This window comes from Endozoicomonas elysicola (assembly GCF_000710775.1).
In the GTDB taxonomy this organism is placed as follows: domain Bacteria; phylum Pseudomonadota; class Gammaproteobacteria; order Pseudomonadales; family Endozoicomonadaceae; genus Endozoicomonas; species Endozoicomonas elysicola.
Genome location: NZ_JOJP01000001.1, coordinates 3,753,105 through 3,768,428, shown reverse-complemented (window position 1 = coordinate 3,768,428; position 15,324 = coordinate 3,753,105). Strand labels below are relative to the sequence as shown.

Below are 15,324 nucleotides of genomic sequence, written 5' to 3'. Positions count from 1 at the left end.
GAATAATTTTAACCAACTGTTCAGACCAGATAAGGGTATGATCGTTTCATCTGTTTCTTGTAAATATTTTAGAAGCTTCCCCTGTATTCTGGAATGGCAAAAGCGAGTTATAAAGCACAGTGTTAATTTATATCCAATTGATGACCCCCTCTGAGTCGCTTGTTGGTGCTAACACTTAGAGACAAAAGGAATTGCAGGTCGTATAATCCACCGAATTTTGTCTGGCGCATACTGATCGATCACTCTTATGTATAAATTGACACGAAGTGCCCTGTTTTGCCTCTCTGCAGAAACTGCTCATGATTTCGCCATGGAAATGATCAGCGCAGGAGGGCGCCTTGGTCTTACCCGGCTGATTGCGCCGACAGTCCCTTCCAAACCACGGGAAGTGATGGGGTTAACCTTTGATAATCCGGTTGGATTGGCTGCGGGTCTGGATAAGAATGGTGAGTGTATTGATGGACTCGGCAGTCTCGGCTTTGGCTTTCTTGAGCTGGGCACGGTGACACCGGTTGGTCAACCGGGTAACCCAAAGCCAAGAATGTTCCGTATCCCTGAGAAAGAAGCCCTGATCAACAGAATGGGCTTTAATAATCTTGGTGTTGATCAATTGATCGCCAATGTTCGCAAGAGCCAGTACAAAGGTGTAATTGGGATCAATATTGGTAAGAACCTTACCACCGCTGTTGAAGATGCAAACCGGGATTATCTGACCTGTCTTCGTAAGGTATACCCTCACGCTGGTTATGTGGCCGTGAACCTTTCTTCTCCGAACACTCCGGGATTGAGAAAGCTGCAATACGGTGAGGCGTTAAAGAGCCTGCTTGCTGCACTCAAAGAAGAGCAGGCTTTGCTGGCTAAGGAGTACGGAAGGGTAGTGCCGCTGGCGATCAAAATTGCTCCAGATATGACGGATGAGGAGATTGCTGAAGTTGCCGCAGAACTGGTTGCTTATGAGTTGGATGGTGTGATCGCAACCAATACAACACTGGACCGTGACAAGGTCAGTGGTTTTGCTACAGCCGAGGAAGCGGGAGGACTCAGTGGTGCTCCTTTGAGTGATAAATCAACAGAAGTCATCCGACTGCTTGCTGGCGAACTTTCTGGTAAGCTGCCAATTATTGGTGTTGGCGGTATTATGGATGCACAGACGGCGGCGGATAAGATTAAGGCGGGAGCCAGTCTGGTACAGATATACTCAGGCTTTATTTACAAAGGCCCGGAGTTGATTCGGGAAGCGGCTGAAGCCGTTTACTCGGTTGAATCATAAGAAAGACCATGAGTACAGACAGTCATCCTGATCTCATCGTGCCCTGCCAATAACAGCAGGGTCAATAAAAAAACGGTTTTTCTATGAGATGAGTGGATGGCTCTTGGAAGCCCCGCTAGAGGGGCTTTTAACCAGCGTATTCAGAGCAGGTCAGCTGAATAGGAATGGGAGAAGTTATACATTCGGTGTAACCCCGAAATGCCCGTCATTCCTTCCCAGTTATCAACCCGACCTTCTCTCCAGCCACTTAACCACGACTGGCGTAAATCTGGCTCCTGATGGGGGCAGATGTCCCTGGAGCGGCCAGACAGGCCTATTTGGTATCCTTTATTAAAGGCTCTATCTGATTTATCCCTTTTGTGTCTTTTCAACATGGTAACTGCCTCTTGCTGATTTGGTTATTGACGGCCTCCATGGCGCCTCAGGCTTTCTTTCAGTATTACCACACAGCAGACTTCACCCAATGGTGGGGGTAACTAGTCGCATAGTGCTAACTGTCCCCCAAAAAACAGTACGGGTAAAGAGTCAACTGAAGAAAGTGTTCACCCAAGGAAAGTCAATGCTCTAAGTTTTATCCAAATCTGTCGCTTTTGTTGAGAAAACGTTGAGAATTTTTAGTTAATAAAAGCTGGTGTTTAGCTTTTTCAGGAATATGAAGTTATGAATACAACGATGCTGACTCTGTTTGCCAGTTGTCCCAAGGGGGTGGAGTCCCCGTTGGCGGCGGAACTAAAGGTGCTCGGTGCCAGTGATGTGGCAGAAACTGTTGCCGGAGTCAGCTTTTCCGGTAGCCTTGAACTGGCCTACAAAGCTTGTTTGTGGTCCCGGCTGGCCAGTCGAATTCTGTTACGCATTGGCGAAGTTGATTCTTCAGATAAACACGCACTTTATCAAGGGGTCCAGTCGTTCGACTGGGATGAGCACCTGGATCAGGGGTCAAGCTTTCGGGTAGATTTCAACGGGGCGACACCAGATATCACCCATACCCGCTTTGGCTCCCAGTTTGTTAAGGATGCGATTGTTGACCAGCTGCGTGATCGTCATGGCTGGCGTCCATCGGTGAGTAACAGTAATCCAGATCTGCGTATCAACGTTCATGCCAGAGATAAACGGGCATTTGTTGCTATTGATTTGTCAGGTCAGAGCCTGCATGAGCGTGGTTATCGCCTGGAAGCGGGCGAGGCCCCATTAAAAGAAAATCTTGCCGCTGCGCTTCTGTATCGCGCTGGCTGGCCAGAAGTTGCAAAACAAGGCGGAACCTTACTCGACCCAATGTGTGGTTCAGGCACCTTACTTATTGAGGGCGCCATGATGGCTGCCGACATCGCTCCAGGTCTGCTGAGAGCCCGCTACGGATTTGATAAGTGGATGGGGCATGTTCCAAAACTCTGGCTGAGTGTTCTGGAAGAGGCTCGGGAACGGCGCACTGCGGGTCTTGCAGCGATGAAATCAACGATTATCGGCTATGAAGGTTTGCCGAAAATTGTGGGACGTGCCAGAGCCAACCTCCAGCGCGCAGGCTTGAGTAAACAGGTGACGATTCAACAACAGGAGCTGGCTAACCTCACCGTTGATACCGCTATCGAGCCAGGGTTGGTCATTGCCAACCCGCCTTACGGTGAGCGCATGGGAGATGAAACCAGTCTGGTGTATCTCTACAAGCACCTGGGTGAAAAACTGAAACAAGAGACTCCGGGTTGGCAGGCCGGTATTTTTACATCCTCTCCAGCACTGGCCAGAAGCCTTGGGATGGGGCCTAAAAAGAGCTATACCCTGTTTAATGGAACATTGTCTTGTAAGCTATTCCTTTACGATATTCGTGAGCGTCAACCGGATAAGCCTGGAAAGGCAACCTCTGAAAATATTCAACCTGCGCCTGCGTTTAAAGCCAGTACCCCAGGAGGGGAAATGTTTGCCAATCGACTTAAGAAAAATCTGAGGTTGATGGGTAAGTGGGTTAAGAAAGAAGGCATTGAGTGCTACCGCCTCTATGATGCAGATATGCCTGAATATGCGGTGGCCGTAGATATCTACAAAGATTGGGTTCATGTTCAGGAATACGCTGCGCCAAAAAGTATTGATGAAGACAAAGCTCATCAACGACTGTTAGAAGCGCTTGAGGTTATTCCGGGTGTTTTGGGTATTCCTGAAAAACAGGTGGTTTTCAAACGTCGTGAACGTCAGTCTGGAAAACGTCAGTACGAAAAACTTGAGCAGTCCGGTGACATGCTTGAAGTTAAAGAAGGGCAATGTCGTCTTCTGGTGAATTTAAGGGACTACCTGGATACGGGACTGTTTCTGGATCATCGGAAAATGCGTTTACGTATTGGCAGAGAAGCGGAAGGAAAGGACTTTCTGAATCTATTCTGTTATACCGGCACCGCCACGGTTCATGCAGCAGTGGGTGGTGCTGCCAGTACGACCAGTGTGGATTTGTCCAATACCTATCTGGGATGGGCTAGAAAGAACCTGCTGCTTAACGGCATGGTGGATCGTAAGCACCGCTTGGAACAGGCTGACTGTGTTGAATGGTTAAAGCAGGAAAAGCGTCAGTACGATCTGATTTTCATGGACCCGCCAACGTTTTCAAACTCAAAACGTATGCGGGATGTGTTTGATGTCCAGGAAGTGCATGTTGAACTGATCAACCTGGCCATGGCGAGACTGCGAAAAGGGGGAGTACTCTATTTCTCCAATAACTTCCGCCGCTTTCAGCTGGCAGGCGAGCTGAGTCAGCAATTTACGGTGGAAGAAATCACCGCTTCGACCATTGACCGTGATTTTCAGCGCAGACCAGGAATTCATCGCTGCTGGTCGATCAGGCACTGATTCTCTGAGCTTGTCGAAAAAGCCCAAAATGAGTCTATCTTGGGAGGTGTTACTGGCTGGTTGGATGGCCTGTTGGTAACCCCTCCTGGTCGTTGGTTCCCGAAAGGATCAGACAATCTAACCAACCGTCTGTATCATTTAGGCTGCGAGTTTGACCCGCAAGCGAAACGGCCTGCATTGAAACCAATGTTTCCCCATACGCGGCAGCCCTTTGCAAAAGCCTGTAATCATGTTCAGTAATATTTATAGTTCATATTAGTCTTTGTAGTTATAAATTACCGCTCTTATAGTGCGTCTATTCAGTTATGGATTGATGGGGCAAATAATGAATCTGGAGATGATGAACCAGGAGCTGTCGACACTGAGTCCACAGGCTATTGTTCAGTGGGCTGTCCAGCGTGCCAGTAAACCGGTTTTGACAACAAACTTTGGGCCGTATGAAGCGGCCATTATTCATATGGCAACTCAGGTGAATCCGGATATCCCGGTGGTCTGGATTGATTCAGGATACGGTACCCAGGCAACCTACCGCTTTGCCGATGGGCTGATTCGACGTTTGAATCTCAATATCCAGGTTTTTCACCCGGAATACAGCCGGGGTTTTCGTGATGCTATTTATGGTGGTGTGCCAGAAGTTGATACTTCTGAACATGATGAGTTTACCCGTCAGGTAAAGCTGGAACCTTTTGCCCGTGCCATGAAAGTATCAGCTCCAGATTACTGGCTGACGGCGATTCGTAAGGATCAGACCGAATTCAGGCAGAACCTTGATGTCGTCAGTGAGACCCGTGACGGTTACTACCGGGTTGCACCTCTTCTGAATTGGACTGAACTGGACGTTGAAGAGTATCTGGTCACTCACGATCTTCCTATTGAGGAAGATTACTACGACCCGACGAAAGTCTATGGGCACCGTGAGTGTGGCTTGCACACCTCGGTATCGAGTTAAAGCTTATCGACAACAGTCTGTTCATCGGGCTGAAGAGCCTGATGAACATTGACAGTTTTTTTGCATATCTTTTCATTCTTTACTTTTTACTGCCGCCACGACAATCTGGCGTTGCTGGCGCCGACTGGTTTCTTGCCTGCCATTCTGCGGGAGTGTAAGTGTGAAGAGCCAGAGCGTGAATCTGCTCTCTTAATTCATCCGCTAGAAAGCCGTAGATCATCTGATGCCGTTTAACCGGCATTTTTCCCTGAAATTTCTCACTGACAATTACCACTTTAAAATGTGACTCCGAGCCCGGAGGCGTATTGTGCAGGTGGCTCTCATTCGTTACATCAATGAAGTCATTCTGTAAGGACTCATTCAGCTTATTGATGATATTTTCTCTCATTCCCATACACCACCTCTTTAGTCCTGGCCTGAACGACAAGGATTCTGTCTTACTGGCTTTAGGAAGCCATTATATAACGCTATTCCCTGAGGCTGTAGACCATTCGCTTCCATGCTTATGGATGATTTTTTTTCATGGTCTATGCTCATACCACTTTGGTGTACGAAGCGCTTTGTTCAGGTGCTCTCAGTCTATACGGCGAAGTCCTCCTTTTACTATATCTAAGGGTGTAGATCTCATGGGAAATCCGGATAAACGTTTTGCTGGAAAGACAGCAAAATTTGCCATGACAGTACTGTCAACTGCGGTGATCATCGCGGCCTCTTCAACGATTGCCCATGCGAAAAAAGTAGACGCCACCGACAGTGATAAAGGAAAAGCAGTGCCTCCTTACGCTGTTCAGGCGGATGAAGAGCCAAAAGGGCGGTCTAGGCATAAAAATAGAAGAGTGAATCGTAACCCACAAAATCTTAGTGTTTCCAAGGATTTCAAATTTTACAAACAGGTTGCATCCCTTGATTTGACTGACCCGGTACAGGCAGAAACCTTCCTTCAATTCATGGATATCCGGCTGGCAGAAAAGGAATTGAATGAAGAGGTGGTGCTGGTGAAGGAAAATGAGCCTGAAGCGACTGTCCTCGAAAAATCGGGTCAGGTTGAACTGGATGAAAAAGCATTAGCTGCGGCCGAGCAGACAAGGCAAAGTGAAAAACAGAAAGCGTTTAAGCCTCAAGCCGAGAAAGAGGTCAGTCCTCCAGCAGTAGCACCTGTGATAACCGCTGAGGAAAAACAAGAGCCTAAAAAAATAACCAAACCTGTCAGGGTTGATAAGAAAAAAGAAAGACCCGCACCCCATTCAAGAGACGTGCAGAAAAATCAGGGAAAAGCGGCGGATGAGGTAAGGCCGGTGGAAAAATCGGCAGCCGATAAAGAAAAAGAAAAGGAAGAGGCCAGAATAGCCCGTGCTATGGAGCGTCGTAAGGCAAGAGAGCAGGCAAAGGCTGAAAAGCTGAAAGCTGAAGAATTGAGGCTGGCAGAGGAAAAGCGCAAGGCAGAAGAAAAAGCCAGGATTGAAAAGGAAAAAGCTGAAGAGCGCAGACTGGCCGAAGAAAAACGCAAAGCTGAGGAAAAAGCCAAACGTGAAAAGCAAAAAGCAGAGGAGCTGAAGCTTGCTGAAGAGAAGCGTAAAGCAGAAGAAAAAGCCAAAGCGGAAAAACAGAAAGCTGAAGAGCTGAGACTGGCTGAAGAAAAACGTAAAGCAGAGGAGAAAGCCAAAGAAGAAGAGGCGAAAGCAGAGCAGCAGAAAGCAGAAGCGCTTAAGCTGGCTGAAGAGAAGCGAATAGCGGAACAAAAAGCCAAAGAAAAAGCAAAAGCTGACAGGGATAAGGCAGAGGCTTTAGCTCAAGAGCAGAAGCGAAAGGAAGAGGAGCTGGAGCGTATTCGCCAAGAGAGAGAGAAAGAACGCCTTCAGGCTGAAAAGAAAAAAGAAGAAGCTGCCCTGTTAGCTAAACAGGAAGCGGAAAAAGCAGAACAGATTAAACAGGCTGCTGCTAATATCCTGCCCAGTCGTCCTATCGCTTACCAGATTGCATCGGAGCAGGACCCTAAAATCATCAATTTTGATCAGGCCATTACCCGCCGCTTCAAGGTGGCAGGCTCATACCTGGATAAAGGCGAGCATGGCGATAATATCGTCAAGGATAACCGGGGCAGGGAATATATGAATGTGATTGCCTTCTGGGACGTGCTGGTAGAGCCACAGAGTAGCGGCGAGAACCATTATTATGGCAGCATTCAGTTCCCACTGGGTAGCCGTCATCCAGCCATTATTAAAAGCACAGTGCAAGGCGATGAAATTGCATTGGGATGTAAAGCCGGAGAGGTTGTTGTGCTGAAGAGCTTTGAGACAGAGGGGGTTGATTATACTCATGGGCTGGTGGATGCCTACCTTGCCCATTCAGTGGTGATGCCTGACGGAAACATTGCCTTTCAGGAGGTGGTACGTCAGCCTTCCTTCAGCCTGATCAATGTTGAAACCGGATGCATGCCCAGTGATATGTTCTCTCGCAGTCATGTCGACCCGGAAAGAATGGGGCATGACAAAACCCTGCATGCTTTACCAGTCAAAGAATAAGGAGTTAACTGTTCTCAGGCGAGGTATTAAGGACATTCCTTAATGCCTCCGGGGGGGGCTGTTGTACTGCGCGAAGATTCTTTTTTAACCACAAAGAGCACAAAGGAAAAAAGCATTTCTTTGTGCTTCAATCGTTACCCTATGAAAATAGGGAGTAAATGCTAACCATTCTTTATCACCATCAGGCGGTCGCCTATTGCAGCCTCGGAATGAATCCAGATGCTGAATGGGCTGCCACCTGCGGATCGAGTAATGGTGCACTCCAGTGTTTGTATATCTTCATTGAAGTCAGCAACGGGATAGCTGGCCTCAAAGCCCTCGTTTGATACCAGTGTAATATGCTCGCCAACCGAGACTTCAAAGGGTAAGCGTGTGGATACCTTGATTGTCACTTCTGTAGAGCTGACTGGCGTTAAATCCGTAATGACGCCGGGTACTTCATCCCTGGTTGGCAGAGCCAGGCTTAAACTCTCACTCACCCTTGTCTGGCAAGTAAGAATATAACCTTTCTTGATTTGCTCCGCTGTCAGTGAGGACTGTGCTTCTGTGGGTACGCAGCCTGCAGTCACCCTGAGCATGCAGGAGTGACAGACCCCGGCTCTGCAGGAATAAGGTGCCCGGGCATGCTGACGCAACAGGCCATCCAGAAGGTTCTCTTTCTCATCAAGTGAGTAGCTGTTGCCCTGAAACTGAATCTCCGGCACGGGAAAGCCCCTGACAGTTGCTTTATATAATGAATTTGGTGTGCAAGTTTACAGCCTGTAATGGCTTACCACCAAAATAGAGGTCTGTCTTTTGAAGAAAAACTTTACCCCTTATGCGGTTAATCAATGTTATTAGCTTTTGGCATTGGTATAATCTATGCCCAATAATAAGAACCCGATGGGGTTTGCCTGCTGTACTGGTCAGGTCTGGCTGCGAAATAAATTTGCGAATTAAAACCGTAGGACAAGGGGTGAAAAACCAATGAGTGTTGTTATTCGGGAAGATGATTTAATTCTGAGTGTTGCGGACGCACTGCAGTTTATTTCCTACTATCATCCCATTGATTTTATTGATGCGGTTTATGAGGCCTACCAGAAAGAAGAGTCCAAGGCCGCTAAAGACGCCATGGCCCAGATTCTGGTGAACTCCAGAATGTGTGCGATGGGCAAGCGCCCTATCTGCCAGGATACCGGTATCGTCACCGTATTCGTCCGCGTGGGCATGAACGTTCGTTTTGATACTGACCGCTCCGTTGAAGACCTGATCAATGAAGGCGTTCGCAGGGCCTATACCCATCCGGATAACGTACTCCGTGCCTCCGTACTGGCAGACCCTGCTGGTGCCCGCAAAAACACCAAAGACAATACCCCGGCGGTTATTCATATGTCCCTGGTACCGGGCGATACCGTTGAGGTAGAGCTGGCTGCCAAAGGTGGTGGCTCTGAAAACAAATCCAAAATGGTCATGCTTAACCCATCCGACAGCATTGTTGAATGGGTGAAAAAAACCGTACCGACGATGGGGGCTGGCTGGTGTCCTCCGGGCATGTTGGGCATAGGCATTGGTGGTACTGCAGAAAAAGCTATGCTGATGGCCAAAGAATCTCTGATGGATCCTATCGATATTCATGAGCTCCGTGAGCGTGGCCCACAGAACCGTGTAGAAGAACTGCGTCTGGAAATCATGGATGAAGTGAATAAGCTCGGCATTGGTGCCCAGGGCCTGGGTGGTCTGACCACGGTGCTGGATATTAAGATCAAGGACTACCCAACTCACGCCGCATCTCTGCCAGTGGCCATGATCCCGAACTGTGCAGCAACACGCCATGCTCACTTTACTTTGGACGGTAATGGTCCTGTTTATCAGAAGGCACCAAACATTGATGATTACCCAGAAGTCAGCCTGGATATGGGCGAGGGTGTACGCAAGGTTAATGTAGACAACCTGACCCATGATGACATCAAGAGCTGGCAACCAGGTGACACGGTTCTTCTCTCTGGCAAAATTCTGACTGGTCGTGATGCTGCCCATAAGCGCATGGTGGATATGATCAACAACGGTGAAGAGCTGCCGGTTGATCTGAAAGGACGCTTTATCTACTACGTTGGCCCTGTTGACCCTGTGCGTGATGAAGCCGTAGGCCCAGCTGGCCCAACTACTTCAACCCGTATGGACAAGTTTACCCGCACCATGCTGGAAACCACCGGTCTTGCCGGTATGATCGGTAAGGCAGAACGTGGCCCGGCAGCCATTGAAGCGATCAAGGACAATGAGTCCGTCTACCTGATTGCTGTGGGTGGCGCCGCTTACCTGGTCTCCCAGGCGGTGAAAAAGGCAGAAGTACTGGCCTTCCCGGAACTGGGGATGGAAGCCATCTATGAGTTTGAAGTGGAAGACATGCCGGTAACCGTGGCCGTAGACAGTCGTGGTGAGTCGGTACACCAGACTGGTCCACAGATCTGGAAGAAGAAGATCGAAGAGCAGGTGCTGGAGATTAAATAAGCCACACGGTTAGCTCTGCGGTAAAAAACAGTAGGGCAGAAAAGCACGCTTAAGACAATGGCAGCTTATTGTAAGCTGCCATTTTTTTATGGCAGACAGAAGAATAGGTAAAACACCTATAAATTGTAATGGCTCTATAGTACTATTTTGCGCGATGAAAATAGACATAAATAGTCGTTCAACATCTAACCCTCCTGAGTACTTCTGAAGCTGGCTGAAGGGGCGGTAGCGTTGTTTTTGGTCGCATTGAGTATCAGCCTGTCTAATGGGCTCCTGGTCGCATTCCCACCACGGTTGAGTACGTGCGTATAAATCTGGGTTGTCTTGATATCCTTATGGCCCAGCAGCTCCTGCACGGTTCGGATGTCATACCCATCATCCAAAAGGTGGGTAGCAAATGAATGCCGGAAAGTATGGCAACTGCCTTTTTTATGGATTCCTGCTTTTGCAATAGCCTGTTTTACTGCCCTTTGTAAGGTGCTGTCATCCATATGATGGCGCATTTCTTTACCAGAGTAGGGTTCTATGGATCGTTTATAAGAAGCAAAAAGATACTGCCAGTGAAGGCTGAATGCCTCTTTAGGGTATTTGCGAGCCAGGGCATCTGGCATCCAGACTTCACCAAATCCAGCATCCAAATCGGCCTGATGGTAATGTCTGACCTGATTAATACGGCACTTGATACCGTTTATTAAACCGGCAGGTAACATCGTCACTCGGTCTTTCCCTCCTTTGCCGGATCGCACAATGATTATCTGTCTATGGAAATCGATATCTTTAATTCTCAGTCTCAGGCATTCAGATAATCGCAGTCCAGAGCCATACAGTAATTTCACTGGTAAAAGATAATGTGGATTAATGACCTGAAAAATGTTTTGGATTTCATCACGTTCAAAGACCACAGGGATTTTGGGTGGCTTTCTGGCGCGAGTGGCTTTGGTGACATCTCCCAAAGGTTGTTGTAGCACTTGTGTATATAAAAAGTTAAGGGCATTGAGTGCCTGATTTTGCGTTGATGCTGAAACTTGTTTTTGGACCGCCAGATAAGTAAGAAACTGGATGACGTGATCTGGAGTGAGATCACCTGGATATTTTAACTGGTGGTAGCGAATAAAATAACGAATCCAATAGCAATACGCCTGTTCTGTTCGGTAACTGTAACGCCTGACACGCAATGTATCGCGCACTTTTTTCATAAAGTTGGAAGGCATATGGATATCCTTGATACTGTTTTTTTATACAGTATTTTTGGCGAATATTGAGATAATGCAAATATCTTATGTGAGAAATATTGAGAGGGCTGATTGGAGATGAAGTGTTTGTTATTAATATTCAATGGGTTAAACGAATTTCAATGTCCAGATAATATAACTCATGTGAGTACATAAGAAAGGCCATTGGGTAATATCTCTTAACTGAGTTCAATAACCAATATTACTCAGTTGAGGTCTAATAGCTGTTATGTGCTAAAGGAAATATTGTGTCCAAACCAAACGTTTTTATAATTGAAAGTCTTGATTTTGACGATGAAAAATCCGACAGATTTGAAGGCAAAGTTCTTTCTCAAATTCTTAAACTTAATGGTATTGCATCAGAATATTATTATATAAGGACAAAACAGGAACTTGATGAAATCATCGATAAATTTGATGAAAGTGATTATCGGTATTTACATATTTCATGTCATGGTAGTCCTAACTCACTAGAAACAACTTTAGACTCAGTTTCTTTTGAAGAGCTAAACACCATGCTTTCACCTTGCTTAGACAAAAAACGAGTTTTCATCTCAGCTTGCGAGATGGTGAATGCTGATTTGGCAGGAGCACTTATTGGCGATAGTGAGTGCTTTTCTGTCATCGGCCCATCAGAGCCTGTCTCATTTTCAGATGCAACAATATTCTGGTCATCGTTTTACCATCTGATGTTTAACGACAATGAGAACGCCATGAAGCGCAAAGAGATAAAACAAATTCTAGAAAAAATAACCGACCTCTTTGACGTGAAGGTAAATTACTACTCAAAGAGCAAAAGTTTGGGTATTAAAGAAGTAAAGTACTGAGTAAACGCACATAACAAGTAAATCCAAGTGACGCCTACGGCGCACCTGATTTAGGCGTTATGTGCTCACTCAACGTTGATGCTTATTTGCAGAAGGGGGACAGTTCTCAAGAACTGATGAGAAGTACTCTTTATCTCCTTCTGAAAGCAAACTGTCTATTTTGACATGAAGCTCTTCTAGCAACTCTGATTGTCTTCTAGTCTCGTGTAAAACTAGTTTTTCATGGTAAGTAAAAAAGCTTTCAACACTTTTTTTACTGATGCTTGATTCAATTAGAAAATCTTCTATCGTGAAAGGATGCTCATTAATATATTCAAAATAATCTCTTTCAAAAGGTACTTTAAGTTTATTCATTTTTCTACACATCAAAGACAGTGTTTTTCTAATATACTTTTTGCTTGACAAAAAATGCTGTTCTAATGTTGAAATATTTAAGCCATTTTCATGTAGCAGCTCTTCCTTGACATATGATAGTGCTAAATCAACAGCACAGGCTTCTAGTTCACCCTGAAATTCAAATAATTCATCGTTATCAAATGCGAGATATAGGCTACACCACTCAGACAGAGGACCATAGCTTTCTAGAAAATCGATAATCAATTCATCGAATTTTGTATATTCATAATCTTCATTTTTAAGTTCATTAGCACAAGGTGCTTTATCAGGAATGCTACAAGAAAATTTAGCAAGCATTAAAAGTACAGAGGGAAAATATATTTCAGGTGATTCATCAAATTGCCATGCTTTACTTCTACCCAGTGAACAGTCATTCATGAATCGAATGTATTCTAACCAGTCATTACCATTGTCTTCAGTTTTTACAAAAGCTGCCCATTCTGGGTCAAAACCGAATAAGCCAGCAAGTTTGATAAGTTCTTGTTCTCTATCATGAGGTATTGAATCGCCAGACTTCCATTTAGAAATCTGTGCTCTACTCACATCTAACTTCTCGGCCAGTTCTTTCTGGTTTATCTTGTTGTTTTTTAAGACATATTCTATTAGATTAAAATTCATAGCAACCTCATTTACTTAACTTTTATTTTAGTTAAGGTAACATTAGTTGCTAATGGTTAACTTTTCAAAGAAAATAGTTAACTTAACTTTAGTAGTACGTGCCAACCCGCACATAACAAATGGTTCCAGTTCGTTCCGGGGCTGCGCCCCTCCACCCGACCGCCTTCGGCCGCGGCTGAACCAAGCGTTAGGCGTCGCACTATTAAGCATCACATAGCATCTATAAAGGATTTGTTTTGGATAAGTTACTGACTTTATTCATTGTTGGTTTATTCTCTTTCGGAAATGCTCAGGGAAACGATCTTAACAAAAAATATGTTCTGACCATCCATGCAAATATAAGTCAGGAAACAGCAGCACCTACATTACTAAGAAGTTTAAAAAGTGTTACAAAACTTGCTGGTGAGAGCAAGTTACTAAGTATTTTATCTGAAGCGGAGTCCGTCAGTGCCGGTCATGCTTGGATATCTTTAAGGACTTCTGATTCTTGTACAACTTATGGGTTGTTCGGCGAAGGCACAACGATAAATAAAGAACAAAAATATAGAACCGGTCTAATAAGATCTAAAGAAATTAATTTAGATCAATTTAACAAGTTAAATAAAGCAATTCATAAGCGTGAGAATTACCAGTGGACAGGGTATTATAATTGTGCATCATATGCTTCAGAAATATGGAATGAAGTAACTGGTGAATCTATAAATCCAGTGCCAGAAAAATCATTTCATTATACAGGTTTGGATGGTGACTATGAATCAAAGGCTAATGTCTATTTGAATCCACTTCCACCTAGTCCATTAGGTATTGTGCAAGAAATTATGAGATATAGAGATGGAGATAATCATATATCTAAAGAATTTACCGTATGCCCATGAATACGCCTAGACACAATGACTCCCGCTGAACGGTAAAAACTGGCCTCCGAATAAAACGCGGGCTAGCTTTTACCAGAGCCGCATCAGGCAAGCCTGAAGAGTGATCGGAGGCCAGCGATGAGTAAAGATAGCACCCTTTTTGTCGGATTGGACACTCACAAACAATCTATCGCTGTCGCATACATAGGCAGCCAACGTGAAGACTGTGTTCAAGATTTCGGCACCATAGGTACTCTGCATCGTGATATTGATCGCATGATCAGACGTTTGCAGAGTAAAGCCTCAACACTCTTCTTTGCCTATGAGGCAGGCCCTTGTGGTTACTGGCTTTATCGATACCTGACTGGTAAAGGTTTTCAATGTATTGTCGCTGCACCATCAAAGCTACCCAAAGATAAAGTCAAGACAGATCGCCGTGATGCAAGAACAATTGCTACAGCGCTCAAAAATGCCAACTTGAGTGAAGTCTATGTTCCGAGCACTGAAGATGAATCCATGCGGGATTTGATCCGTGCCCGTACTGATATGGTCAATGATCTGAAGTCCGCAAAACAACGGTTGAACAGTTTCCTGCTGCGACATGATCAGGTTTATCACGGTAAGCGTTGGAGTCGTCAACATTGGCACTGGTTATCTGAGCGGGTCTTTGACACTACGGCTCAGAATGTGGTGCTGAAGCAGTATATGGATGCGGTGGAAGATCGACAAAATCAGCTGGAGTACATGGAGAAGCAGATTGATGAATATCTGCCTGAATGGGGACGTTATCCGGTTGTTCAGGCATTACAGTCCTTAAAAGGTGTGCGCCAGATCACGGCCATGACCATGGTCGCTGAAATCATCGACTTTAAACGATTTGCCAATCCTCAACAGCTCTTCTCATGGCTTGGCCTGGTTCCTTCGGAAAACTCCAGTGGCGGTAAAAAGCGGCAAGGTACGATTACCAAGTGCGGTAATAGTCATGCGCGAAAAGCATTGGTTGAATCCGCCTGGAGTTACCGGCATCCGGAGAAGCTGACGAGAGATCTGATGCTCCGGCAGGAAGATCTGCCAAAGCCGGTCAGAGAAATTGCCTGGCGAGCCCAGTTGAGATTATGCAAAAGATATCGAAGCCTGACAGCCCGCTTTAAAAACAAGAATATTGTCGTTGTCGCCATAGCAAGAGAACTCTCGACCTTTATGTGGGAGATTGTGAATAAAGGGCTGATTGAATCGGAGCAGTCGGCGTAGACGTGAAGTAAAAGAAGATTCTTCTGCAAAGTTCTGGAGGTTTACCTGTTCTGATATTGCAACCCCGGCCGGTGAGTGGCCCTCGGTCT

13 protein-coding genes are annotated in these 15,324 nt (G+C 45.7%); 8 read left to right on the top strand and 5 right to left on the bottom strand.

The genetic code is table 11. The annotated features are described in order from the left end of the window. The first annotated feature begins 247 nt into the window (after window positions 1-247). Window positions 248-1,270, top strand: coding sequence for a quinone-dependent dihydroorotate dehydrogenase (locus GV64_RS15970; RefSeq protein WP_020583942.1), 1,023 nt, complete (start codon window positions 248-250; stop codon window positions 1,268-1,270). A gap of 140 nt (window positions 1,271-1,410) precedes the next feature. On the opposite strand, the gene rmf is transcribed toward GV64_RS15970, so the two are convergent. Beyond that, the gene (gene rmf / locus GV64_RS24445; protein ID WP_407919921.1) at window positions 1,411-1,644 is read right to left on the bottom strand and encodes a ribosome modulation factor; all 234 of its coding nucleotides are present in this window, start codon (window positions 1,642-1,644) and stop codon (window positions 1,411-1,413) included. Window positions 1,645-1,930: 286 nt separating this feature from the next. Here rmf and rlmKL point away from each other — a divergent pair, with 286 nt between their 5' ends. Together rlmKL and GV64_RS15960 are read left to right on the top strand one after the other, a co-directional pair. After that, complete coding sequence (gene rlmKL, locus GV64_RS15965; RefSeq protein ID WP_020583943.1) at window positions 1,931-4,099, top strand: bifunctional 23S rRNA (guanine(2069)-N(7))-methyltransferase RlmK/23S rRNA (guanine(2445)-N(2))-methyltransferase RlmL; 2,169 nt, start codon at window positions 1,931-1,933, stop codon at window positions 4,097-4,099. Window positions 4,100-4,424: 325 nt separating this feature from the next. Next, window positions 4,425-5,048: a phosphoadenosine phosphosulfate reductase domain-containing protein gene (locus GV64_RS15960; RefSeq protein ID WP_020583944.1), complete on the top strand. Its 624-nt coding sequence runs from the start codon at window positions 4,425-4,427 to the stop codon at window positions 5,046-5,048. 79 nt (window positions 5,049-5,127) lie between these two features. Here GV64_RS15960 and GV64_RS15955 read toward each other — a convergent pair whose 3' ends face one another. Continuing rightward, entirely contained in the window at window positions 5,128-5,436 is a 309-nt protein-coding gene (locus tag GV64_RS15955; protein WP_330218052.1) for a BolA family protein, read from the bottom strand. A 238-nt stretch (window positions 5,437-5,674) separates the two neighbouring features. On the opposite strand from GV64_RS15955, the gene GV64_RS15950 reads away from it, so the two are divergent. Further along, window positions 5,675-7,570 (top strand): hypothetical protein, encoded by a 1,896-nt coding sequence (locus GV64_RS15950; protein ID WP_020583946.1) that lies wholly within the window; start codon window positions 5,675-5,677, stop codon window positions 7,568-7,570. 161 nt (window positions 7,571-7,731) lie between these two features. Here the strand turns inward: GV64_RS15950 and GV64_RS15945 are convergent, their stop codons facing one another. Further along, the gene (locus tag GV64_RS15945) at window positions 7,732-8,274 is read right to left on the bottom strand and encodes a 2Fe-2S iron-sulfur cluster-binding protein (RefSeq protein ID WP_020583947.1); all 543 of its coding nucleotides are present in this window, start codon (window positions 8,272-8,274) and stop codon (window positions 7,732-7,734) included. Between the two features lie 262 nt (window positions 8,275-8,536). Here GV64_RS15945 and GV64_RS15940 point away from each other — a divergent pair, with 262 nt between their 5' ends. After that, on the top strand, window positions 8,537-10,057 hold the full coding sequence (locus GV64_RS15940) for a fumarate hydratase (RefSeq protein ID WP_020583948.1): 1,521 nt from the start codon (window positions 8,537-8,539) through the stop codon (window positions 10,055-10,057). A gap of 185 nt (window positions 10,058-10,242) precedes the next feature. Here GV64_RS15940 and GV64_RS15935 read toward each other — a convergent pair whose 3' ends face one another. Next, window positions 10,243-11,268: an integron integrase gene (locus GV64_RS15935; protein WP_020583949.1), complete on the bottom strand. Its 1,026-nt coding sequence runs from the start codon at window positions 11,266-11,268 to the stop codon at window positions 10,243-10,245. 269 nt (window positions 11,269-11,537) lie between these two features. Here GV64_RS15935 and GV64_RS15930 point away from each other — a divergent pair, with 269 nt between their 5' ends. Continuing rightward, window positions 11,538-12,116, top strand: a complete 579-nt coding sequence (locus GV64_RS15930) for a hypothetical protein (RefSeq protein WP_020583950.1) — start codon at window positions 11,538-11,540, stop codon at window positions 12,114-12,116. A 69-nt stretch (window positions 12,117-12,185) separates the two neighbouring features. Here the strand turns inward: GV64_RS15930 and GV64_RS15925 are convergent, their stop codons facing one another. Next, complete coding sequence (locus GV64_RS15925) at window positions 12,186-13,130, bottom strand: helix-turn-helix domain-containing protein (protein ID WP_020583951.1); 945 nt, start codon at window positions 13,128-13,130, stop codon at window positions 12,186-12,188. A 236-nt stretch (window positions 13,131-13,366) separates the two neighbouring features. Here GV64_RS15925 and GV64_RS15920 point away from each other — a divergent pair, with 236 nt between their 5' ends. Together GV64_RS15920 and GV64_RS15915 are read left to right on the top strand one after the other, a co-directional pair. Continuing rightward, window positions 13,367-14,005 carry a hypothetical protein gene (locus GV64_RS15920; protein WP_020583952.1) on the top strand — a complete coding sequence of 213 codons (639 nt, stop codon included), beginning with the start codon at window positions 13,367-13,369 and terminating at the stop codon, window positions 14,003-14,005. A gap of 117 nt (window positions 14,006-14,122) precedes the next feature. Beyond that, entirely contained in the window at window positions 14,123-15,235 is a 1,113-nt protein-coding gene (locus GV64_RS15915) for an IS110 family RNA-guided transposase (protein WP_020583953.1), read from the top strand. Window positions 15,236-15,324 lie beyond the last annotated feature (89 nt).